The sequence below is a fragment of the Microbacterium sp. LWH7-1.2 genome (genome assembly GCF_038397755.1).
In the GTDB taxonomy this organism is placed as follows: Bacteria; Actinomycetota; Actinomycetes; order Actinomycetales; family Microbacteriaceae; genus Microbacterium.
On sequence record NZ_CP151637.1, the window covers coordinates 3,815,256 to 3,838,295 of the forward strand.

Consider the following 23,040-nt stretch of genomic DNA (forward strand, 5'->3'; position numbering starts at 1 on the left):
GCGGATGTTATCGGGCGGGCGGGCGGCGCCGCGACCAGGCCCGAGAGATGTGAGTGCTCATCTCCTCGGCTGCCTTGTCGCCATCGCCTGCGATCACGGCCTCCATGATCGCCCGGTGCTCCTCGAGCGTCAGCCGGACGGCATCCAGGTCCGGCGTGCCCGTGAAGCGGGTGCTCTCACGAGCACGCGCGAAGAGGATCCGCGTGATGTTCGCGGCGAGCCGATTTCCGGACTGCTCCATGATCATGTCGTGGAAGGCGGCATCCGCGTCAAGATAGGCGTCCATGTCATGCAGGGCCGATTCGCCCGCTTCGTACATGCGCAGGAGGTCGTTGCTCGACTCGCTTGTCTGTCGCGCCGCCGCGGCCGCAGCCATCGACCCCTCGAGGCTGGCCCGGACGACGGCGAGCTCATCGAGGATTTCGAGTGACTCGTCGTTGTCGACAAGCGCGGAGAGAACGTCAGCGTCGAGCACGTTCCAACGCGACGGCGAGTTCACGATCGTGCCCCGCCCTTGACTGACTGTGACCAAGCCCTTCTCCTCGAGCCGCTTAACCGACTCGCGGATCACCGTCCGGCTGACGGCGAACTGCTGAATGAGCACGCTCTCGGGAGGCAGTGCGTCCCCGGGGCGCACCGAACCCGTCACTACTGCCGTAACTAAGTCTTTGACGACGGCGATGCCCAGCCTTGCCGCAGGAACGCGTCCAGCCGTACCGGCCAGCAGAACCTGGCCATCGCCCCGCTCCGCCCGGATCTGGTCAGACATACGACCAGCTTACGCACCCCGCACCAGCGGGCCGGCAATGGGTCGCCGACCGGGCGGCGTGTGCGTCGCCAGTCCGAGCCCCGCCCGTTCCGGTCGCACGTGCGGGCCGGACGCCACGAGGCGCTGCGCGTCCGGAGCGCTCCCCGCGGCGTCGCGGATGGCCGACTCGTCAACGGTGACACCGACCCCGGGCTCGTCGCCGAGGACGATACCGCCGTCGGCGTACGTCTGATCGATCGTCATCCCGAACGGAGTACCAAGATCCTGCACTTCGGCAGCCAGGTGGTTGGGTACGGTCGCGGCGGCGTGAGCGACAGCGACGTTCGCGGTCAGCCCCACCGGGCTGATCGGCAGATCGCGGCTGTGGGCGGCGTAAGCGACGCGGAGAAAATGGCTGATACCCCAGACGCTTCCCGTCTGAACGACGTCGACCGCGTGGTGCTCGAACAACGCTGAATACTGCTCGAGCCCCGTGAGGTTCTCCCCGGTGGCCACGGCCGCCTTCACGGAACTGCTGAGACGCGCATGGCCGATCGCATCCCACCGACGGAGAGGCTCTTCGATCCATGCGAGATCGTAGACCGCCTCGACGGCCGAGACGTAACGGACCGCTTGCTTCAGATTCCAGGACTCGTTGGCATCGAGCATCAGGGCCGGGTGCGCACTGTTGCGCGACAGCGCTCCGCGAATGATCTCCAGCCGCTCGATATCACCGTCAAGATCCACGCCACCCTTGAGCTTGCCGCTCACGAAGCCGCGGTCCGCCATCTGGTCATAAAAGCGAGCCAGCCGCTCGTTGTCGAGGGCGATGTCCAAACCAGAGGAGTAACCGGCCACGAATCGGTCGCGTGCCCCGAGGAGCCGCCAGAGCGGCTCTCCGAGAGCCTTGCTCTTGATGTCCCACAGCGCCATGTCGAGCGCGCCGATTCCTCCGAACGTCGAGCCGGCATGCCCGGCTTTGAACACGCGGGCGAGCATGCGCTCGTAGAGGGCCGTCACCGCGCGGGGGTCCTCTCCCTCGATCGCGGGAAAGAGGCGGTCGATGTCGTGATGGGATCCCATACCGACGCCGGTGATACCCACATCGGTCTCGAGGATGAGGATGGGAACGTCTGTCACACCGGAGGCGATGTACCCGTTGACGTCGCCGATCGGACGTCCCCAGTCGTGGAACGTGTTGAGGAGGCGGTAGCCCGTGATCTTCATCAATCGCCCTTGGCTAAGTGGCCGACGTGAACTTCGACCGATGGTTCTTGATTCAGCATACATCACACGTAATATGAGACGCTATCCTGTGACAGGCTCGCTCGCGACGAGAAGATCGAGCCGACGCTGAGGTCTTGTGGGATCGACTCCGTCGGGCTCGAGCAGGACGCGGATGGGCTTGCGGATGCCGACGTGTGCTCGATGGACGGCCTCGCGTCTGCACGCCGAGCATGGCGACCGAAGCAGAAGAAGTATGATGTTCGTCGCGGCGCGGACGTCGGAGCCGGAAGTGCCCGACTCAGTCTCGCCGGCGAGGCGGTATGTTTTTCTGCGAAATCGCCGCCCACGGCGATGCTGGATTCAGGCGTTCTGCTCCGATCGATGTGCTCACACGTTGACGGTGCGTGAGCCACCTCCCGGAAAAGGTATGACGTACCGCTTTACTAAGAGGTCATACGTATGAGTTAATACCTTCCGTGGCGACCTGCCACATCCCTCACCACGAAGGAGTGGACATGGTCCAACGAACAACCCGCCGCAGCCGCGCGAGCGCGGTCACGCTGGCGTTCGCACTGGCGATCCTTCCGGTCTGCCTCGGAGCCGAGGCGGCGAACGCCGACGAACTGACGACGCTCTATGTCGCGCCCGAGGGGACGGGGACTGTCTGCGCGGCAGACAATGCCTGTTCCGTCGAAGAGGCGAAGCGGCAGGTCCGTGGCCTGGCGCCCGACATGAGCGGCGACATCACAGTCGTCCTGGCGGCCGGGACGTATCGCCTGGCAGACCCTCTACATTTCGGCGCCGAGGATTCCGGCACCAATGGCCACACCGTCTCGTGGGTGGCCGCGCCCGACGCGACGCCCGTTCTCTCCGGAGGAGCGAGAATCGACGGGTGGACGCCTGCAGCCGGCTCCACCACGATTTGGCAGGCTCCAGTTCCGGCCGAGGTTGAGATCGACCCCGGTCAGCTGTACGTCGACGGCGTCATGGCGACCCGGGCCCGCACCCAGTTGTCGCGTGGCGACATCTCGATCACTGCAAGCGGCATCGACCTCACGTCGCCCGCCCTGTCGTATTTGAACAGCATCCAGCAGCAGGACCGCGTCACGATGGAGTTCGTGAACTCGTTCACCGACCGGTACTCACCCGTAGAGAGCATCGCCAACAACCACCTCACAATGGCGCAGCCCGCCTGGGACAACAACACGTGGGGCTGGGACACGATTCAACGCCCCTTCCGCACGGCGCCTGTCTACATCGAGAACGCCCGTGAGTTCCTCGACGAGCCGGGCGAGTGGTATTTCGACGCCGACGCGCGCACCGTCTACTACCAGCCGCTCCAGGGGCAGAGCATGAACGGCATCGATGTGGAGATGCCGCGCCTTGAGTCGCTGCTGCAGATCAGCGGCACGTATGATGCCCCCGCGCACAACCTGACGTTCTCGGGAATCGAGTTCAGCGATACGGCATGGACCGCACCCGACAGCGACCAGGGCTACGCAGTCCAGCAGTCCGGCGCCTTCGCCTACGGCACGTCAGAGCGCCCCGCGGACGCCTTCACCAGCTGCGGCAGGGGTTGCCGCCTCTTCGAGGCCACGCGCAACAGCTGGCACATGACGCCGGCCGCCGTCCAGGTCTCTGCCGCGAACAACATCACCCTGACCGACAATGTCTATACCAACCTGGGCGCAGTGAGTCTCGGAATCGGTCTGGACGCCAATGCGAACGCGTCCGGAGTCGGCCTCGGCGCAAGCGACGTGACTGTCAGCCGGTCGCGATTCTTCGAGAGCGCCGGCGGCGCGATCGTGGTCGGCGGTATACAGCCGGACGCGCACCACCCGTCGGATCCGAGGATGACGAACGAGGACATCACAATCTCGGACAACCTCGTCCACGATGTCGCGAAGGTGTACGAGGACCAGACCGGCATCTTGTTCACGTACGTGACCCGGGCGACGGTGACGCACAACGAGGTCAGGGGCGTTCCCTACACGGGAATGGGCGCTGGGTGGGGATGGGGGACCAACGACGTGGGTGGAAACGCTGAATACGTCACACGTGGTCTCTATGACTTCCAGCCGATGTACGACACCCCCACCACCTTCCGCGATGCGCTCGTCTCCCACAACTTCATTCACGATGTCATGCAGACGATGCACGATGGCGCTGCCTTCTACAACCTCTCCAAGAGCCCCGGGAGCGTCCTGGAGGAGAACTACCTCCTCTCTCCGAACACGATCGGCACCTACTTCGATGAGGGCTCGGGTCTGTGGACTTCGCAGCGCAACATCTACCATGTGCGCACGCCAGGCAACACCTGGAACGCCGGAGCGGGCAACATCACGTACAAGGACAACTGGCTCGTCGGGTCGAACGCGTCCTCGTTCAGTGGACCGACGAACACGGTGTCGGGAACGGTCCTGCTCGGCGTGGATCAGGTGTTGCCGCTGGACGCAGCCCGTGTGGCGTACGACTCCGGCCTGTCCCAGGCGTTGCGCACCGCCCTCGACCCGCTGCGGCCGGCGATGTCGGTGTCCCTAACGGCTGCAACGGCCGGTCAGGCCAACGGGCCCGGGACCGTCGAGGTGGGGATGACCAACCTCGACACGACCGCACCGCTGCACACCGTGTCCGCTGCGCTCTCGGCGCCGGCCGGGTGGACCGTGACGGCAGTGGGCACGACGCCGACGACCATCGATCCGGGCGGGACTGTCACCGCGCGGTTCACGGTGACGCCGCCGCAGGGCACCGGCAAGCTCATCGCCACCGCCTCCGTATGGAGTTCGGTCACGTACAGCCTCCGCGGGCAGACCGGGTCGGCGGTGAGCGCCCCGACGACGCTCACTGCGCCGGTCGCGCCGGTGACCAGCCTGCGCACCTTCGGGTCGGTGCCGAGCGTCTTCGCCGAGAAGGATGGCCTCTACTCGATCGGAAATGCGGGAGCCGACGTCTGGAGCGGCGGTAGCCAGTCTGACGACGAGTACGGCACGATCTTCTCGCCGGATGGGTTCCACGATGGCTCCGTCATGACCGTCCGCGTCGACAGCGAGGACGCGGTCAACGCGTGGACCAAGGCAGGCCTGGTCGTTCGCGACGACCTCACGAAGCCGCGGCAATCGCTCGGCTACCTGGCCCTCGTCGTCACCCCCTCCAACGGCATCACGTACAACTACGACTCGAATAGAGACGGGCTGCTCGACGCGTCGTACCAGGTCCGGAACGTGAAGGCCCCGGTATGGCTGCGGCTCACTCGCACCGGCGCCGCCGTGTCGGCCGCTTACTCGAGCAACGGCACCGCGTGGACCGCTGTCGGGTCACCCGTCACCCTCGTCGCCCCCCAGGCGACGCAGGACGCCGGAATGATCTTCACCTCCCACGACCGCAACAAGTTCGGCACAGCGGTCTTCAGCGGCTTCACCGGCGTTCCGCCGGTCGATACGGTGGCGCCGGTGGTGTCGGCGAGCACGACCCCGGCGACTGCGGGTGGTCAGAATGGCTGGTTCGTGTCGCCGGTGTCGGTGAGCGTGTCGGCGTCGGATGAGGGCTCGGGTGTGGCGAGTGTGGAGTATCGGCTGGGTGAGGGGGCGTGGAGTGGGTACTCCTCGCCGGTGTCGATCCCGGAGGGTGCAACGACGTTCAGTTATCGTGCGACCGATGAGGCGGGCAATGTGTCGGAGGTCACGCAGCTGCCGGTGAAGGTCGATGGCGTCGCGCCGGTGACTTCGGCGGTGGTGTCGCCCGGTTCGGGTGTGGTGCTGGCGGGGTCGACGGTTTCGGCGACGTTCGCCGCGTCGGATGAGACCTCGGGTGTCGCCGGCACGGAGTATTCGACCGATGGCGGGGCGACCTGGGTTGCGGCGACGGCGGCGGGTGTGTCGTTCACCGAAGTGGGCGCGCACGTTGTGACGTACCGGTCGGTGGACGCGGCGGGCAATGTCGAGGCGGCCAAGAAGGTCACCCTCACTGTCGTTCAGCCACGGACCTTCACGGGCTTCTACGCCCCGGTGGATATGGCGGGTGTGGTGAACGTGGTCAAGAGCGGTTCGACGGTTCCGTTGAAGTTCGAGTTGTTCTTCGGTGAGGAGGAGCTGACGTCGACGACCGCGATCGAGTCGTTGCGGACGGTGCAGCATTCGTGCGATCCGGCCGCCCCGACCGATGAGGTCGAGACGGTTGTCACGGGTGGTACGTCGTTGGTCTACGACGAGGAGGCGGGGCAGTTCCAGTACAACTGGAAGACCTCGAAGGGCACCACGGGGTGCGTCGACGTGATCGTGCGCAGCACGGACGGGGTCGAGCTGAAAGCCCAGTTCCGTCTGAAGTAGACCGCACCGGCACCGGGCGCGGGCCGGCCGGGACACCACCCCGGCCAGCCCGCCCCGACAGCCCATCCCGAACTCTGGTCCCACCACGAGATAGGTCACCATGACCATTCACCCCCTGCCATCGGGCGGTGGCTTCGCTTGCGATGATCGCCGTCCTCGTCGCCGGAAATGTCGCTCTGGCGGGGGCGCGGTCCTTTCTGCTCCCGTGCCGACTGCGCCTGCGGGTGCGACGGTGATCACGGGCGGCCTGGCCGCGTGTCGGTTGGCGGAGCGGACCATTCGCGTTGGCGTGGGGGCGTACCGATGGTGGGCGCCCCCTGGTATCGAAGGAGATCCATGAACAATTCGCAATCAATGAGCTTCCGAGTTCTCGCGGCCGCCGGGGCGGTGGCAGTGATACTCGGAACGCTCGTGCCAGCCGTGCCGGCCCAGGCTGCCCCCACCCCTTCCGGAACCGGTTACGTCGACCCGTGGGGTGACAACGGGGACGGCACGTACACCAATCCTGTGTTGGGGGCGGACTATGCCGATCCGGACGCCATCCGAGTGGGTGACGATTACTGGGCGGTGACGTCCACGTTCGTCGACGCTCCGGGGGTGTCGGTCATCCACTCCAAGGACATGGTCAACTGGGAGACCGTCGGAGCAGGGTTCGACGACATCACCAAGCTCGGCGGATCCACGACCTTCAACGGCTTCAGCAATTACGGAGCCAACCGTTACAACTGGACCGGGATGTCGGAGTACAACAGGGGGGTCTACGCGCCATCGATCAAGTACAACCCTCTGAACAAGACGTTCTACATCGCCGTCAACACAGTGACCGGGGGCATGTTCGTCGCCTCGACGAAGGACCCGGCGGGGCACTGGGACATGCGTATCCTCAAGGACAAGTTCGGGCGCGACCTCGTCACCTCGCTCTGGACCGACCCGACGCTGTTCTTTGACGAGAAGTACGACCAGAACGGCAAGCTCGTCGACGTCGACGTGTACTACGCGGTGGCGCACGTCGCAGGGACGAGTGGCTCGGACAAGCCCGACCCGCTCCAGCCGGACGTTCGCGGCAACGTGCTCTTCACGGTCGATGACAACGTGACGACGCTCACGAACGCCGACATGAGCAAGTACGACCTCACCTACACCAACTCGTCGGGTGCCCAGGTGACGCTTGCCGGGCAGGGCCTGCTCGGCGGGGACCTTTTCGGCGGGAAGCGCGCCGGCCCGGAGTGCAACAAGATCTACAAGCGCGGGGAGTACTACCACCTCTTCTACTGCGACTTCCAGGGCAGGAAGAACAACCTGAACGAGGGCGGTATCAGCGGCGCCGGGTCGTACATGCTGCGGTCGAAGAACCTCTACGGCACTCTGGCGGACGGGACGCCGGGCAGCCCGGGGAATGTCGGGACGTATGAGGTGAAGTACCTGGCGAACGACACGCTTCCGCTGCAGGGCGGATTCATCGACACCCCCGACGGCGACTGGTACTTCTTCGCTCAGAAGAACGACGGCACCCAGGGTGGCGCGCGTGGACGTCAGGCACATCTTCTACCAGTCGACTGGCCGGTCGACGGCTGGCCGGTCCTCGGCCGCCAGCTCGGTGTCAACGGGCTGGGCACGATGGTGTGGACGGCACCGAAGCCGGTTGTGCGTGACATCGAGAAGGATGCCTCGGGCGACGACACCTATCCGGGTATCCCGACGGGATCACCCAAGACCTACCCGATCACGAGTCCGCAGGGCAGCGATGACTTTACCGCCGGCACGCTCGACGGCCGATGGATGTGGAACCATCAGCCGCGTTCGGGCTACTGGAGCCTCTCCGAGCGACCCGGCTGGATGCGCCTGAAGGCGTTCAACACCACCAACCGCGCCGGCAACTTCTTCCTGGCCGGCGACACGCTCCACCAACGCCATCTGGGCTCCGATCAGACCCAAAGCGCGATTCGACTCGACATCAGTCGGATGACCGACGGGCAGCGTGCCGGGCTCGTGCACTTCAACGGCGGGACGCAGTCCAACGCCATCGCGGTGCAACGCCTCTCGGGCGTCAACCGGATCATCACGGAATCGAACAACGTCGTCGTCGCCGTCGCCGACCTGCCCGCAGGGGTATCCGTGGTGGATCTGATCTCCCGAACCGACCGCGACCAGAACGTCGCGTATTACTACAGCGTCGATGGCGGCACGAGTTTCCAGCTCGCAGGAACCCAGAAGCTGACAGCCTTCGGCGGGTACCGCGGCGACCGGATCGGCATCTTCAGCTACAACGACTCGTACGTCGACAACAACTCCGACAGTCGTAACGACGCGGACGGCGCTCTGCCAGGATCCGTGGACGTGGACTCCTTCCGCTATGAGGCATCCGCCCCGAAGGTCGAGGGCACGGGGTTCCTCACGAAGGGATCGGTCTACTTCACGAACACGGGACAATCGTCAGAGGTCGAGTTCTACCGCCACGGCGCGAACGGCCAGACCCAGCGGGTCTCGAACGCTGAGCTGACCGTCTCTTCTTCAGCGCCCGACGTCGCGTCCGTGGCGGACGGCGTGATCCGCCCTGGCAAGAAATCCGGCACGGCCACGATCACCGTGACGTATCAGGGGCGCCCTTACGTCGCGGACGTGACCGTCGACCTCACCGTGCCGAAACCGATCCTCAACTACACTTTCGACGGTGACGCCGGTGCGAAGATCACGGACTCCTCAGGCAACGGCTTCGACGGAACGTATGTCGCTCCGGCACCGGTAGCCCCTGTCCCGGGTGTTCACGGTTCGGCCGTGAACCTCTCGGGAGGTCCGCGCACCAACACGTCGGCCCCGTACATCACGATCCCGAACGGCGTGCTCGACGGCATCGGAGGATTCACGGTGTCTGCGTGGGTGCGCTGGACGGACTCGTCCACCTCATTCGCGAACATGTTCTGGCTCGGGGGTGCAGGAACAGGCGGCGGGGCCAACCGGTACCTCTACATGACCCCGCGCGGGCCAGGATCCTCCTACGCCGTCGGTCTGAAGCCGACCAACACGGCGGGAGAGGCGCGCGCCCAGGACAGCAACGGCGCGCTCCCCACCGGCAAGTGGACCCACGTGACGGTCGTGGTCAACCCGGCGAACAACACCACGACGCTCTTCCGTGATGGGATGGCGGTCGCCGGCACGAACAGCAGCGCGACCGGCGCCTCGCTCTTTCAGACGGGGGCTGCTCAGACAGGGCAGATCGGGCGTTCCCAGTTTGCCGATCCGTTCTTCGGCGGTGACATCGACGACTTCCGGATCTACGGCTCCGCCCTGAACGCGAGCCGAGTGGCGGAGCTCGCCGACGTCACCGCTCCGTCCTTGGCGGCGGCGCTGGATCCGGCCGCGCCCGACGGCGAAAACGGATGGTACGTGGGTGCAGTGTCCGCGAAGGCGGTCGCCTCCGACGCGCAGACCGGGATCACGCGCCTTGAGTACCGCACGTCGCCGTCCGGCACGTGGACGGCGTACGAGTCGCCGATTCCCGCACCTGAGGGGACGACGGAGTACGACTTCCAAGCCGTGGACAGTGCAGGGAACACTACGACGGCGCATCTTTCGGTCAAACGGGACACAACCGCGCCGGTGACTTCGGCGGTGGTGTCGCCCGGTTCGGGTGTGGTGCTGGCGGGGTCGACGGTTTCGGCGACGTTCGCCGCGTCGGATGAGACCTCGGGTGTCGCCGGCACGGAGTATTCGACCGATGGCGGGGCGACCTGGGTTGCGGCGACGGCGGCGGGTGTGTCGTTCACCGAAGTGGGCGCGCACGTTGTGACGTACCGGTCGGTGGACGCGGCGGGCAATGTCGAGGCGGCCAAGAAGGTCACCCTCACTGTCGTTCAGCCACGGACCTTCACGGGCTTCTACGCCCCGGTGGATATGGCGGGTGTGGTGAACGTGGTCAAGAGCGGTTCGACGGTTCCGTTGAAGTTCGAGTTGTTCTTCGGTGAGGAGGAGCTGACGTCGACGACCGCGATCGAGTCGTTGCGGACGGTGCAGCATTCGTGCGATCCGGCCGCCCCGACCGATGAGGTCGAGACGGTTGTCACGGGTGGTACGTCGTTGGTCTACGACGAGGAGGCGGGGCAGTTCCAGTACAACTGGAAGACCTCGAAGGGCACCACGGGGTGCGTCGACGTGATCGTGCGCAGCACGGACGGGGTCGAGCTGAAAGCCCAGTTCCGTCTGAAGTAGACCGCACCGGCACCGGGCGCGGGCCGGCCGGGACACCACCCCGGCCAGCCCGCCCCGACAGCCCATCCCGAACTCTGGTCCCACCACGAGATAGGTCACCATGACCATTCACCCCCTGCCATCGGGCGGTGGCTTCGCTTGCGATGATCGCCGTGAAGAACCCGCGATCGGTTGGTGGGGTGCGGCATCGATAGCGCTGATCGCCCCCGGAACAGCACAACGGACGACGAGCCCGAACGTCCGCACCGGTCGCTGTCCTGTCGCCGCCATGAAGTCGAACGAACGCCGTTTGTTCGAAAGAGTCTCGGGGTTAGTGTCGTATCTGGGCGTTGCCGTTCGTGGATGAGGTGTGCGACCTGATGCGGGTCGCAGGACTGAGGAGCCGCGACGTGGCCCTCGTCCCGACGAGAGGAGACGACAGTGCCGAAATACCTGATCGCATTCAACGACGAGTGGGTGCCGGAGCACACTCCCGACGAACTGCGCAACAAGAGCGAAGCCTCGCGAGCCGTGCTCGAGGAAATGCAGGCGGAGGGCGTGTTCCTCTACGCGGATGGGGGGATCGATGCCTCGACCGTGGTCTGCAGCGTTGTGAGCAAGGACGGGAAGCCGGTCTTCACCGATGGACCGTTCGTCGAGACCAAGGAGCACCTCGGCGGGTTCACCGTTGTGGACGTGGCGGACGACGCGATCGCGCGGTACTGGGCAGGACGTCTGGCGGTCGCACTGGACTGGCCCCAGGAGGTGCACCGATTTCCGTCAGATGTCGGGGAGATCATTGAACGGCAATCGTCTGCGACTGTGTGACTTCGGTCGATCCCAGCTGTCCCCGTTGGAGTCGACATCGAACCAGGCTTTACCGGCGTCGTGACCGCAGCCCCCGTCGAGCAGGCCATCATCCGTGCCCACCATGAGGAGTGGGCGCGGGTGGTGGCCGGCGTTGCCCGGCGGTTCGGCGACCTGGACCTTGCCGAGGATGCAGCAGCAGAGGCATTCGTCGCCGCGGTGGAGCGGTGGCCGCGCGACGGCGTACCACCGAACCCGGGCGCGTGGCTCACCCTCACCGCGACGCGCAAGGCGATCGACCGGCTGCGTCGTGAGTCGCGTCGCGACGACAAACATCAGGCGGCTCACATGCTGTCCGACGACACTCCTCCCGAGCCGACCGGACCGGTAGAGGACGACCGGCTCCGGCTGGTCTTCACCTGCTGTCATCCTGCCCTTGCGATGGAGGCCCGGGTCGCTCTGACCTTGCGCATGCTCGGCGGGCTCACCGTTGCAGAGATCGCACACGCCTTCCTGGTGCCGCCGGCCACGATGGCGCAACGGATCACCCGCGCCAAGGCGAAGATCAAAGCGGCGCACGTTCCGTACCGGGTGCCGTCGGCGACCGACATCCGGGAACGGCTCGCCGGTGTGCTGGCGGTGGTCTACCTCATCTTCAACGAGGGCTATCTGGCCACCGCAGGGGAGGCCTCGCTGCGCGTGGACCTCACCGACGACGCGATCCGCCTGGGCCGCCTCCTGCACTCACTCCTTCCCGATGAGGGGGAGGTGACCGGCCTTCTCGCCCTGATGCTGCTCACTGACGCACGGCGCACCGCGCGCTTCTCCCACGCCGGTGAGCTGGTGACCCTCGACGAGCAGGACCGCAGCGCCTGGAACCGCGGCCTGATCATCGAGGGTCACGCCCTGGTCCGCGAACGGATCGCCGCGGTCGCCGCCGGCGCGGAGTCACCGGGGCGATATCAACTCCTGGCGGCGATCAACGCGGTGCACACCAATGCCCCGTCTTCGGGCGACACCGACTGGTCACAGATCGTCGCTCTCTACGACCGCCTGATCGGGCTCGATCCCTCCCCGATCGTTCGACTGAACCGTGCGATCGCTGTCGCCGAACTGGATGGCCCCGACGTGGCGCTCGCCGAGATCGACCGACTCGGCGAGACCCTCGACAACTACCACGCCTACCACGCCGCGCGCGCCGACCTCCTGAGGCGGGTCGGGCGAAGCGACGACTCGCGGACCGCGTACGACAGGGCCATCCAACTCGCCGGCAACCCCGCCGAGCGAGCGTATCTCGACCGCCGCCGCGACCAACTCGTGTGGTGACGCGCGTGGCGAACTGAGAGATCGACCTGCGGGCGCTACGGATCATCGCTCACCAGGCATGTTGCTCACATGGCAGCTGGCAGGAGGGACGCTTCATCACCGACCGGGCCGACCCGTCGCGGTCACGCAGCTGCCTGCCCGATGCCGGTGCAGGGGGCAGGGCGCCTTCCACTCAGCGAGCAGATTCAGCGCACAGCACTCTCTACAACGTGTTTCGGAAATCGGCGCGCATCACCTCGTTGCTGACTCCTATCCTGGCTCCATGGTCGACCGCGCGAACAAGCCGGAACTGCACCTGGATACCGTCGCGGAGTGGGAAGCCTGGCTGGACGCGGACCCGGACCCGACGGGGGTCCGACTGCGACTGCGGAAGACGGCCACGAGCCGCCCCGGGATCACGTACGCCGAGGCGCTCGAGGTCGCGCTGTGCTTCGGATGGATCGATGGGCGGAAGCAATCCCTCGACGCCGACTACTTTCTGCAGACCTTCACACCCCGGCGACCGCGGAGCCTCTGGTCGAAGGTCAACATCGGCCACGTCACCCGGCTGCTGGAGGAAGGTCGCATGCGGCCCCAGGGTCAGCTCGAGATCGACCGCGCGAAGGCTGACGGGCGATGGGACCGCGCCTATCGGCAGGGCGACGGCGACCTCCCCGAGGAGCTGCAGGAAGCCCTGAACGCAGACCCGAAGGTCGCGAAAGCCTTCGCATCCCAGTCCGCGCAGAACCGGTTCGCGATGGCCTTCCGAGTCGCCAACCTGAAGCGACCGGCGTCGCGCGCCGCACGCGTCGCGGAGTACGTCGAGATGCTGAAGCGGGGCGAAACCCTCCACTGAGTCCAGCCGCCGCCGCGATTGGCAAGACGGGGCCGTCCCGCTCCTCCTCCTCGTGTCGGCGGCGAAATTGCCGACGTGCGCGAGAGCGGTCCAGCCGCTGGCGTGGAGACGAGCGCCACGGCAAGGCCGGTCGCGACGCACCATCTGGTGCTGAAGGCCGCGCTGCCAAGTTCCGTGCCATCCCCGCCACTCTTCGCCCGCCGGACCGTGATCGTCTCCGCGCCGGCTCCTCGTCGGCGAGACTCTTCGGTACGCCTGACCGCAAAGGACCCTCGATGATCACCGTTCACCTTCGCTATGAGATCGACTCCGCCAAGCTCGACGACTTCACCGAGTACGGCCGCGCGTGGATCCGACTCGTCAACAAACTCGGTGGCACCCACCACGGCTACTTCATGCCCAGCGAAGGCGACAGTGATGAGGCTTTCGCGTTGTTCTCCTTTCCGTCGCTCGCGGAATACGAGGTCTACCGGAACGCCTCGAAGGTTGATCCGGACTGTCAGAAGGCGTTCGAGCTCGCGCGGACGACGGGTTGCATCCGGCGCTACGAGCGCCGCTTCCTCGCACCGGTGTTCGCTTAGCGGTCCTCGAGCCAGGGGCGTCGGTCAGGGATGGGCGCCGGATGCTGCCGGGATACCGATCTCGTCCAACCAGTCCGAAAGAAGCGCTGCGGTGAGACCGGGGCGCTCGTGTGGGAGCGCATGCCCGGCGTCGGCGGCGGTGACGACGGTGGCGCGCGGGTACCTGTCGCCGAGGCGTTGTTGCCGTTCCCAACCGACCCAGTGATCGTGTTTGCCCGAGATCACCAGCACCGGAGCCTCTACAGCCACCGTGTCCGGATCCGCGGCATGCGGACCGGCAGTGATCGCCGTCTCCAGGGTCTGTTCGTCGACCTCCCCGACGGCGGGGGCCACGGCGTGACGGAATCGCTCGAGGGTTTCCGCTGTTCGAACCACGAAGTACCCCTCGTACTCCGCTCGCTGTGCAGGATCGAGTGCGGTGGACACGTGATCGTCCCGAACCACCCTCGGCGGGGGAGTGCTTTGCTCCCCGGGTACGGCGGGGCAGATCAGTGCGAGACCGGCTACCCGGTCGGGATGGCGTGCCGCGATCGCGCGGGCGAAGTGTCCACCGAACGAATGCCCGAGCACGAGAAATCTGCCACTCGGTGCTTCCCGTCGAAGAAGACTGTCGACGAGGTCCAGCACATCATCCGGTCGCCGGACTCCGGATGAGGGTCGGGAATCGCCGTGTCCCGGCAAGTCGATGTACACCCGACGCACCGGGCGCGCCTCGATCATCGGTTCAAGGAAGCCCCGCACCTCGCCTCGTGCGGAGTACGCGCCGTGAACAGCGATGAGGGGAATGCCGGAACCGACAGCGTCGTAGGCCAGCGACGCCGTCTCGCTCTCCTGAACTCTCCGCGTCATGTCCCCATGATGGCCAGGGCACATGCTCGATCCAAGCCGCCGTCGAGTATCGGCCCGACAGCCGGTCGGTCAGCGTGCGTCCATAGCGATCGTCGGTCTCGGAGTGGGCCGTTCGGTCCAGGTGCTCCTCGAGGAGCGAGGAGCGCTGGCGGCTGCGTCGACTAGTAGTAGCCGCCGTCCGGGTCCGGCGCGAGATACACGTCGACCACATCGTCGTGCAGGACGAATCGGAGGTACGAGGTCGGTTCACCGGATGGCGCGGGCGGGACCACGCGGGGATCGATGCTGGGGAAGTCGGCGATCGTGTCGATCGTCGGCGCCGAGCATCGGAACACCGAGACCCGATCCTCCGAGACGATCGCAAGGCATCGCGTGTCCTGAGGCTCCGTCGTCGTCGCGCTCCACAGCTCCAGCGCGCCATACGAGCCGTGCGAGACGAAGTCCGAGGCTGTCAACGCGAAGAACTCGACGTCCTCATCGATACCGAATGACCCCTCCACCGATTCATCCTGCGCGAGCTGTGCCACGGGCCCTGGCTCGCTCGCCTCGTCGGCGACGAAGGCGATCACCGCGATCGCGGCACCAAGGACCGCAAGTCCGGCGATGACCCATGGCAGGATGCTGCGGGCTCGCTGCTTGCTCGAGTCGCGCGGCGGGGCCTCTCCTGGTGCGACGGGTGACTCGTCCATTGCTGTGTCCTTCCGTTCCGATGCGACCCATTAACGGCCGCGCCGGTATCGGTGCAGTACCGGCGCTGGGCGGCCGGTATCGCCGCGGTTCCGGCTGTCTTGACGTGGGTCTCGGTCAGGCTCACAGTGGCGTCATGGAGGTGCGCGTACTCGGCGCATTGACGCTCGACGATGGCCGGATCCCGCTGGCACGGCGGGAACGCGCGGTTCTGGGCGCGCTCACCGTCCGGCCGGGCGAGTCGGTCTCCACCGACTCCCTCGCGGTCGCTCTCTGGGGCGATGACCTTCCCGCGTCCTGGTCCAAGGTGATCCAGGGCTGCGTCATGCGGCTGCGCCGGCTGATCGCGCCGGCGCGGATCGAAACGACCCCGCTCGGGTATCGACTCCTGACAGACCACGTACAGATCGACGCCGACGAGTTTGAGCGACTCGTTCAGCGGGGGACGGAGCAACTGGAGCTTGGGGAACCCGAACGCGCTGCGCATACTGTCTCGAAGGCGCTGGGGCTGTGGCGGGGCGATGCTTTCAGCGAGCTCGCTGACTGGCAGCCGGCTCGGATCGCCTCTGGTCGTCTGGACGAGCTGCGCCTCTCGGCCGAGGAGCTGCTGCTGGACGCACGGCTCCGGGCCGGCGAGGTACAGGAAGTGGCCGCGTCGGCGCGGGCTCGCGTCGCTGAGGCGCCGTTGCGCGAGCGGCGCTGGGTCGTGCTGAGCGTGGCCCAGTACAGGCAGGGCCGGCAGGCGGATGCTCTCACCACGGTCCGCAACGCCCGATCGCTGCTCGCCGCGGAACTGGGTCTGGACCCCTGCGTCGAGCTGGCAGCGTTGGAGCAGGCGATCCTCCGGCAGGATGCCTCGCTCCTCTCGGACCGCGTGTTCCGCGCCGCGTCGGCCGAGTGCCCGTATTTCGGACTTCCACCGGCGGACGTGGACGATGCCGACCGATACTTCGGCCGCGAGGCCGAGCTGGCAGACGCGCTGCGGGCGGTCGAGGAACACGGCGTGCTGCTGGTCGCCGGCGCATCGGGGGTCGGCAAGTCCTCGTTCGTGCGGGCCGGGATCGGGGCACAGCTGCGCGCGGGCGGCGCCGAAGTCGTGATCGTCACGCCAGGTGAGCACCCGGTCGACGCTCTGCGGGACCTCGACTTCGAGGGCGCAGCATCCGTCCTCATCGTCGATCAGTGCGAGCAGGCCTTCGCCGCCGACCCCGCCGAGACCCGGGAGTTCTTCGCAGCCCTCTCGCAGCTGGCCTTCCGGGGGACGCTCGTCATGGCGCTCCGCGCCGATCGGCTCGGCGACCTGGCCGAGCAAACGGGATTCGCGCAGATCATCCGATCACGGATGCTGATGCTCACCACGCTCGGATCGGATGGTCTGCGGGCGATCATCGAGAAGCCGGCGGCACAGGCGGGGATCATCCTGGAGCCCGGTCTCACCGAAGTGCTCGTCCGAGATGCAGACGGGCGTTCTCTCCCTCAGTTGTCCCACGCGCTGCGTCAGGTGTGGTCTCGTCGTGAAGGACGGGTCATGACCGTCGACGGGTACCAGGCCTCCGGTGAGATCGAGGGCGCGGTCGCCCAGACGGCAGAGGAGGTCTATGGGGCCCTGCCGGACGCAGAAAGGCGGCTGCTGCGGGACATCCTCCTTCGTCTCGTGGACGTCGCAGATGGTATCGCCAACGGCCGTCGCGTCGAACGCGCTCTCGTTGCGATCGATGACGCGCACTCGAGGATCATCGATGAACTGATCGACGCCCGCCTGCTCACAACGGACGAACAGTCGGTGCAGCTGTCCCATGAAGCGCTGGCCCGCGAGTGGCCCCGCTTGACGGAGTGGCTCGCCGGTGATGTCGAAGGCCAGCGCATCATGCACCATCTGGCTGCCACCGCGGTCGCCTGGGACGCCATGGGGCGGCCGGACAGCGAACTCTACCGAGGCGGCCGACTGTCGCACGCCCAGGAGTGGCAGGACGCGGTTTCTCCGTCGCTCACCACACTGGAGAGCGAGTTCCTCGAGACGTCCGGCGAGCACGAGAAGGCCGAGCTGGCGGCTGCCCAGGCTCAGCTCCGCCGGCAGCGTCGCACGGTGCGACGGCTGACGTACGTGTCCGCCGGTGCTGCCGCCTTGGCGATCATCGCGGTCGTGGCGAGCGTCTATGCCGGGATCCAGGCGAACCTCGCGGGCGAGGCCGCGCTCGCCGCGACGGCGCGCCGCGTCGCCGACCTCGCGGTCGATGAGCCGGAGCTCGACCGGGCGCTGCTGCTTGCCGCGCAGGCGATCCAACTCCACGACAGCCCAGAAGCACCGGTCAGCCTCATGCAGGTCTTCGCGCGCGCCCCCCGCGCCACATCGGTGACGCACACCCAGCCCGCCAGCATGATCAAGCGAGACAAGATCATGGGGACGGAACTCGTCAGTGAGTACTCGGCGGACCGCTCGCTGCTCGCCATACCGTCTCCGCTGCAGTCGGAGGATGCGTCGTGGGGGACGATCAAGCTTTGGAGGACGACCGCGCCGGAAGACGCTCGTCCTGTGACGCTGTGGCTGAAGCTCAGGGGGGATGCCCCGACCACCGGCTTCGCGAAGCGGATCATGCCGAAGTTCTCGCCCGACGGTTCCCGCCTTTATGCGAGCGGAACCGGGCCGATCGCCGTCTTCGACACGACGACGGGGATGCAGGTGGATGAATTCCGAGGAGGTGGACTGCTTGCGGTCAGTGGCGATGGGCAACGCCTCGCGATCGGGGACAACGGGTCGGTGGTTCGAATCATCGACCCCGCAGGGAACACCGAGCCCGTCACTGTCCCTTTACCCGGTGCTGCAACAGTCGCTGCATTCAGCCCGGACGGCTCCCAGCTCGCGGTGTACACGGGAGGGAGGATCGCCCTTGTGAATCTCGGTGCTGCCGAAGTCGCCGAGGTTCTGAACGAGCACGACCATGCTGTCAGCGACATGGCGTACGAGTCGGATGGCCAGCTGGTCACCAGAACACCGGACGGCGAAACGATCACTTGGGCTCTCGGTGACTGGGCTGCAGCGTTCCCGGACAGCGATTTCACGCTGACCGGATCCGCCCTCCGGAACAGTGGGAACACTGAGCGCGCTCTTCGAGTAGAGCAGCCGAATGGTGACGCCCAGGTAGTGGTCGCCGACCCGGCCGCCTGGCAGGAACGCGCGTGCACCGTCGCCGGGCGGACGCTGACCAAGCACGAGTGGCGCGAGTACATCGGCACTATCCCTTACGCTCCGGCATGCCGCGACTGACCGGAGCCTCGGTCGGGTATTCGCCTCGACGGCGCGGGAACGGCTCGCGCGGCAGCATCGTCTGCGCGTTCATTCGCTCCGGCGGTTTCGAGACAGACAAATGGAAGCCGATCGCCTTAGCGCAAACGTCGGTCAGCAGGACGGTTTCAGCGCTGGGCGCGACGGCGCCGCGTCTCATCGAGCACGAGGCGGGGCGACGGATTCGCGCCATACGACCTTCTGCAGGGCATCCTCCTGGACGGGCGGCTCGGTTCCGCGGATCGCGGCGAGAAGTCGCTGCATCGAGGACGAACCGAGGCGCTGTCGATCCTGGAACACGGTGGTGAGGGAGGGGATGAAATGTGCGCTCATGGTGAGGTCGTCCCAGCCGGTCACGCTCACATCCCCCGGAACCGTCCAGCCGCGCAAGACCGCGCCGCGGATCGCCCCGGCGGCGAGGACGTCGTTGGCTGCGATGATCGCCAGCGGCGGTGTGTCGTCGGGCAGATCCCGCACACAGTGATTCGCCGTGAGCCCGCTCCAGTCGCCGCCCACCACGCCGAGTGAGTCCACGCCCAGCCGATCGACCGTCGTGAGGTAGACGTCTCGGCGAGCGACTGCGGCCGGGTAGTCCGGCGGCCCCGCGATGTGCAGGAATCTTCGGTGGCCGAGCTCTGCCAGCCGCTCCATCATCTCGGCGACCGGGCGCGCGTCACTGAACGCACCGGTCGCGTGCATGTTCTCGTCGAATTCGGAGAGGGACAGCAGCACAGGAGCGTCCGTCGACGTCGGCTGGGGGGCCCGGATAGGGGTGAACGAGAGAATGCCCTCGTACTCGCCGGACTCTGCGACCGAGGCGAGGTCGTCCGCGCGCTCCTCGGGTGAGGACGAGAGGCTGATCACTTCGACGACATAGCCGGCATCCCGCGCCGTGGCGGCGGCCCCCTCGAGCACCGGGAAGAGGTTCAAACCGGCGACGGGGATGACGACGGCGAGCCGGCCCGTCCGCTGGGTCCGCATGGATCGGGCGGCGAGATTAGGGCGGTAGTTCAGTTCAGCCGCGGCCGTCAGCACGCGTTCGCGGGTTGCAGCCGAGATGCCGCTGCGGCCGGTGAAGACGAACGAGACCGTCGTCTGAGAAACGCCCGCGCGGCGCGCGACGTCGTGACTGGTCGGGCGCTTCGCCATGTGTTGATCCCCCATCTCCGCCATCTTGCCCGGAAAGGCACTTGACCGTGCGGACGTTGGCTACATACTATCTACTACGTCTTAGTAATACGTAGTAGCGAATGTGCGAGGAAGCAATGCTCAGAATCGGAATCATCGGCACCGGCAGTATCGCCAGTGCCCACATCAGTGGGTATCTCGCGTTCCCCGGGCAGTGCGAGATCGTCGCGCTCGCCGATGTCATGCCGGGCAGGGCGGCCGAGAAGGCCGAGTCATTCGGACTGACGGACGCCGTCGGCTACGACGACCCGCTTCAGATGATCGCCGAGGCGCGCCTCGATCTGGTGAGCATCGCGACACCGCCCTCGTCACACGGCGCACTCGCGATCACCGCGCTGGACGCCGGCGTGAACGTGCTCGTCGAGAAGCCCATGGCGCCCTCTCTGGAGGAGTGCGACGCGATGCTCGCCGCACAGGAGCGTTCGGGGAAGCTGCTCTCGGTTGTCGCGCAGAATCGCTTCCGCGACGACCTCGCCACCCTCAAGAGCGTCGTCGATTCCGGGCTCCTCGGTTCGATCTCCCACGTGCGCGTGGACTCCGCCTGGTGGCGGGGTCTGCCGTACTACGACCTGTGGTGGCGAGGCACGTGGGAGAAGGAGGGTGGCGGCAGCACACTCAACCACGCCATCCACCACATCGACCTGCTCCTGTGGCTGCTGGGCCGCCCGACGGAGATCACGGCGATGATCACGAACGCGCAGCACGACAACAGCGAGGTCGAGGATCTCTCGGTCGCGGTGTTCCGGTACGGGCGGGGCCTGGCCCAGCTGACGAGCTCGGTGGTGCATCACGGCGAAGAGCAGGAGATCATCATCCAGGGCGAGAACGCCCGCGTCTCCCAGCCCTGGAAAGTCATCGCCGAGCGCGCCGACGGCGGGGGGTTCCCTGCGAAGGGCGGGGACTCGGGGCTTGTCGAGGCCATCGAGGCTGTCGCCGCGCAGCGCGAGCCGCTGCGCCACCGCGGGCACGAGGGGCAGATCGCCGATCTGCTCGCCGCCGTCCGCGACGGCCGGGCGCCTCTCGCCGACGGTCGGGACGGCCGCAACGCGATCGAGGTCGTCACCGCGATCTACAAGGCGGGCATCGAGCGGACGTTCGTATCGCTGCCTCTCAAAGCCGACGACCCGTACTACCGTGCTGGTCAGCTCGTCACGCATGCGCCGCGCTTCTTCGCGAAGCAGACGTCTCTGCTCGAGGTGGCCGCGTCATGAGCGCGTCGTCATTCCCGGGCGGCACATCACTGTCACACCTCGACATTTACGGTGATGCCGCGCCGGACGGCGTGTGCGGCGGAAGCCCGCACATGCACCTCGTCTCAACCGAGGCGTACGTTGTCGTGGAAGGGCGTGGCACCCTGCAGACGATCGACGGCGAGGGCTTCCACGAGACCGAGCTCCACGCGGGTTCGGTCGTATGGTTCACGCCCGGAACGATCCACCGAGCCGTGAACCACGGCGGTTTGCAGGTGATCGTCCTGATGAGCAACGCGGGGCTGCCCGAGGCCGGCGACGCGGTGATGACCTTCCCTGCCGACATCGTGGCCGACCCTGACGCGTACGCTGCGGCTGCGTCCCTCGGTGGGCCGGACGGCCGTGAGGAGCGTGCGTCGCGCCGGCGGGATCTCGCGGTGACCGGCTTCGACGCGCTGCGCGATGCCGTCGCCGCCGGCGATCGCGGACCTCTTGAGCACTTCTACCAGGCGGCCGGCGCGCTCGTTCGTCGCAGCGCCGCCGCGTGGGCGCAGCTCGTGCGCGAGCGCCCACTCGCCCAGGCAGAGCGGTCGCTCGCGCTCACAGGGGCGATCGCGAGCGGCGACATCGCGCATCTGCGCGACGCGCGCGTGCGCGAAGCGCCGGCAGCGGCCGAGCGGCGCTTCGGCATGTGCGGCCGCATCCGCGCCTACGACATCACCGATTCCGAGGAGGATCCCCGATGAGCCACCCGTACACCTTCGATCCCCTGCCGCAGCCGGCCGTCGCTCCCGGCGAGTTCTTCTTCGCCGCCGTAGGGCTGGACCACGGCCACATCTTCGGCATGACCGATGGCCTCATCGGCGCTGGAGCGACCGTGAAATGGGTGTTCGACGAGAACCCCGACCGGGTCGCGTCGTTCATGCAGCGGTACCCCACTGCCCGCGCCGCATCGTCGGAGCAAGAGGTGCTCGATGATCCCGAGGTGCGCCTCGTCGCCACAGCGGCCGTCGCCTCGGAGCGGGCACCGATCGGCCTGCGCGCGATCGAGGCAGGGAAGGACGCATTCGTCGACAAGGCACCGCTGACCACGTTCGCCCAGCTCGAGGCCGTTCGTGAGGCGACAGCGCGCACCGGTCGCAAATACGCGGTCTACTACGGCGAGCGCGTGCACTCCGAGGCTGCGATCCTCGCCGGCCAGCTCATCGAACGCGGCGCGATCGGCACCGTCCTGCAGGTGGTCTGCTTCGGGCCGCACCGCATCGGCGGAGGGCGGCCCGACTGGTTCTACGACCCCGAGCAGTATGGCGGCATCCTCTGCGACATCGGCAGCCACAACTTCGAGCAGATGCTCTTCTACACCGGCGCCACCGATGGGCGCGTGTCCACCTCGACGGTCGCGAACTACGCGCACTCCGACACGCCGGGCCTGCAGGACTTCGGCGACGCGCACGTCGTGCTCGACAACGGCACGACCGGCTACGTCCGCGTCGACTGGTTCACACCGGACGGTCTGGGCGTGTTCGGCGACGGGCGCACGCTCCTTCTGGGAACCGACGGCTACATCGAGCTGCGCAAGTACATCGACGTCGCCACGGACAATGGCGGCGGCCAGGTCATCCTCGTCAACCAGGAAGGCCAGTACCGCTTCGATGCGAACGGCATGACCGGATTCCCCTACTTCGGGCAGCTCATCCGCGACTGCATCGACCGAACCGAGACGTCGATGACCCAGGCCCACGCGCTCAAGGCCGCGGAACTCAGTCTTCAGGCGCAAGGCGAAGCGCTCGTGCTCGCTCCGTAGCGGCC

General features: G+C 66.9%; 15 protein-coding genes. 10 read left to right on the forward strand and 5 right to left on the reverse strand.

The genetic code is table 11. The features are described 5' to 3' along the window. Positions 1 to 7 precede the first annotated feature (7 nt). Complete coding sequence (locus MRBLWH7_RS17650; RefSeq protein ID WP_341996857.1) at positions 8 to 769, reverse strand: FCD domain-containing protein; 762 nt, start codon at positions 767 to 769, stop codon at positions 8 to 10. Positions 770 to 778: 9 nt separating this feature from the next. After that, positions 779 to 1,975 carry an enolase C-terminal domain-like protein gene (locus MRBLWH7_RS17655; RefSeq protein ID WP_341996858.1) on the reverse strand — a complete coding sequence of 399 codons (1,197 nt, stop codon included), beginning with the start codon at positions 1,973 to 1,975 and terminating at the stop codon, positions 779 to 781. Positions 1,976 to 2,490: 515 nt separating this feature from the next. On the opposite strand from MRBLWH7_RS17655, the gene MRBLWH7_RS17660 reads away from it, so the two are divergent. From MRBLWH7_RS17660 to MRBLWH7_RS17685, 6 genes are all read left to right on the forward strand, one after another. Continuing rightward, positions 2,491 to 6,300 (forward strand): PxKF domain-containing protein, encoded by a 3,810-nt coding sequence (locus MRBLWH7_RS17660; protein ID WP_341996860.1) that lies wholly within the window; start codon positions 2,491 to 2,493, stop codon positions 6,298 to 6,300. A 336-nt stretch (positions 6,301 to 6,636) separates the two neighbouring features. Continuing rightward, positions 6,637 to 10,506 carry a PxKF domain-containing protein gene (locus MRBLWH7_RS17665; protein WP_341996862.1) on the forward strand — a complete coding sequence of 1,290 codons (3,870 nt, stop codon included), beginning with the start codon at positions 6,637 to 6,639 and terminating at the stop codon, positions 10,504 to 10,506. A 420-nt stretch (positions 10,507 to 10,926) separates the two neighbouring features. Beyond that, a complete protein-coding gene (locus MRBLWH7_RS17670) occupies positions 10,927 to 11,313 on the forward strand; it encodes a YciI family protein (RefSeq protein WP_341996864.1) in 387 nt (128 codons plus the stop codon). Positions 11,314 to 11,373: 60 nt separating this feature from the next. Beyond that, positions 11,374 to 12,618 (forward strand): RNA polymerase sigma factor, encoded by a 1,245-nt coding sequence (locus MRBLWH7_RS17675; protein ID WP_341996865.1) that lies wholly within the window; start codon positions 11,374 to 11,376, stop codon positions 12,616 to 12,618. Between the two features lie 262 nt (positions 12,619 to 12,880). Continuing rightward, positions 12,881 to 13,453: a YdeI/OmpD-associated family protein gene (locus MRBLWH7_RS17680; protein ID WP_341996866.1), complete on the forward strand. Its 573-nt coding sequence runs from the start codon at positions 12,881 to 12,883 to the stop codon at positions 13,451 to 13,453. A 275-nt stretch (positions 13,454 to 13,728) separates the two neighbouring features. Further along, the gene (locus tag MRBLWH7_RS17685; protein WP_341996867.1) at positions 13,729 to 14,034 is read left to right on the forward strand and encodes an NIPSNAP family protein; all 306 of its coding nucleotides are present in this window, start codon (positions 13,729 to 13,731) and stop codon (positions 14,032 to 14,034) included. A gap of 24 nt (positions 14,035 to 14,058) precedes the next feature. On the opposite strand, the gene MRBLWH7_RS17690 is transcribed toward MRBLWH7_RS17685, so the two are convergent. Both MRBLWH7_RS17690 and MRBLWH7_RS17695 read right to left on the reverse strand, forming a co-directional pair. Then, complete coding sequence (locus MRBLWH7_RS17690; RefSeq protein WP_341996869.1) at positions 14,059 to 14,883, reverse strand: alpha/beta hydrolase; 825 nt, start codon at positions 14,881 to 14,883, stop codon at positions 14,059 to 14,061. 161 nt (positions 14,884 to 15,044) lie between these two features. Further along, positions 15,045 to 15,572 carry a hypothetical protein gene (locus MRBLWH7_RS17695; protein WP_341996871.1) on the reverse strand — a complete coding sequence of 176 codons (528 nt, stop codon included), beginning with the start codon at positions 15,570 to 15,572 and terminating at the stop codon, positions 15,045 to 15,047. Positions 15,573 to 15,706: 134 nt separating this feature from the next. On the opposite strand from MRBLWH7_RS17695, the gene MRBLWH7_RS17700 reads away from it, so the two are divergent. Then, entirely contained in the window at positions 15,707 to 18,835 is a 3,129-nt protein-coding gene (locus tag MRBLWH7_RS17700; protein WP_341996872.1) for a BTAD domain-containing putative transcriptional regulator, read from the forward strand. 174 nt (positions 18,836 to 19,009) lie between these two features. Here the strand turns inward: MRBLWH7_RS17700 and MRBLWH7_RS17705 are convergent, their stop codons facing one another. Then, entirely contained in the window at positions 19,010 to 20,002 is a 993-nt protein-coding gene (locus MRBLWH7_RS17705) for a LacI family DNA-binding transcriptional regulator (protein ID WP_341996874.1), read from the reverse strand. 116 nt (positions 20,003 to 20,118) lie between these two features. On the opposite strand from MRBLWH7_RS17705, the gene MRBLWH7_RS17710 reads away from it, so the two are divergent. The 3 genes from MRBLWH7_RS17710 to MRBLWH7_RS17720 are packed head-to-tail and all read left to right on the forward strand — an operon-like array spanning position 20,119 to position 23,035. Then, positions 20,119 to 21,252 (forward strand): Gfo/Idh/MocA family oxidoreductase, encoded by a 1,134-nt coding sequence (locus MRBLWH7_RS17710; RefSeq protein WP_341996876.1) that lies wholly within the window; start codon positions 20,119 to 20,121, stop codon positions 21,250 to 21,252. Beyond that, a complete protein-coding gene (locus MRBLWH7_RS17715) occupies positions 21,249 to 21,977 on the forward strand; it encodes a cupin domain-containing protein (RefSeq protein ID WP_341996879.1) in 729 nt (242 codons plus the stop codon). Before MRBLWH7_RS17710 ends, MRBLWH7_RS17715 begins: the two co-directional genes overlap by 4 nt. Then, positions 21,974 to 23,035: a Gfo/Idh/MocA family oxidoreductase gene (locus MRBLWH7_RS17720; RefSeq protein ID WP_341996881.1), complete on the forward strand. Its 1,062-nt coding sequence runs from the start codon at positions 21,974 to 21,976 to the stop codon at positions 23,033 to 23,035. Before MRBLWH7_RS17715 ends, MRBLWH7_RS17720 begins: the two co-directional genes overlap by 4 nt. The last annotated feature ends 5 nt before the right edge of the window (positions 23,036 to 23,040 follow it).

Excerpts from the sequence above, each read along its gene's own strand:
- MRBLWH7_RS17705 (WP_341996874.1), bottom strand. The coding sequence starts at position 20,002 with ATGGCGAAGCGCCCGACCAGTCACGACGTCGCGCGCCGCGCGGGCGTT.
- MRBLWH7_RS17700 (WP_341996872.1), top strand. The coding sequence starts at position 15,707 with ATGGAGGTGCGCGTACTCGGCGCATTGACGCTCGACGATGGCCGGATC.
- MRBLWH7_RS17685 (WP_341996867.1), top strand. The coding sequence starts at position 13,729 with ATGATCACCGTTCACCTTCGCTATGAGATCGACTCCGCCAAGCTCGAC.
- MRBLWH7_RS17720 (WP_341996881.1), top strand. The coding sequence starts at position 21,974 with ATGAGCCACCCGTACACCTTCGATCCCCTGCCGCAGCCGGCCGTCGCT.
- MRBLWH7_RS17650 (WP_341996857.1), bottom strand. The coding sequence starts at position 769 with ATGTCTGACCAGATCCGGGCGGAGCGGGGCGATGGCCAGGTTCTGCTG.
- MRBLWH7_RS17660 (WP_341996860.1), top strand. The coding sequence starts at position 2,491 with ATGGTCCAACGAACAACCCGCCGCAGCCGCGCGAGCGCGGTCACGCTG.
- MRBLWH7_RS17690 (WP_341996869.1), bottom strand. The coding sequence starts at position 14,883 with ATGACGCGGAGAGTTCAGGAGAGCGAGACGGCGTCGCTGGCCTACGAC.
- MRBLWH7_RS17710 (WP_341996876.1), top strand. The coding sequence starts at position 20,119 with ATGCTCAGAATCGGAATCATCGGCACCGGCAGTATCGCCAGTGCCCAC.
- MRBLWH7_RS17665 (WP_341996862.1), top strand. The coding sequence starts at position 6,637 with ATGAACAATTCGCAATCAATGAGCTTCCGAGTTCTCGCGGCCGCCGGG.
- MRBLWH7_RS17680 (WP_341996866.1), top strand. The coding sequence starts at position 12,881 with ATGGTCGACCGCGCGAACAAGCCGGAACTGCACCTGGATACCGTCGCG.
- MRBLWH7_RS17655 (WP_341996858.1), bottom strand. The coding sequence starts at position 1,975 with ATGAAGATCACGGGCTACCGCCTCCTCAACACGTTCCACGACTGGGGA.
- MRBLWH7_RS17715 (WP_341996879.1), top strand. The coding sequence starts at position 21,249 with ATGAGCGCGTCGTCATTCCCGGGCGGCACATCACTGTCACACCTCGAC.
- MRBLWH7_RS17695 (WP_341996871.1), bottom strand. The coding sequence starts at position 15,572 with ATGGACGAGTCACCCGTCGCACCAGGAGAGGCCCCGCCGCGCGACTCG.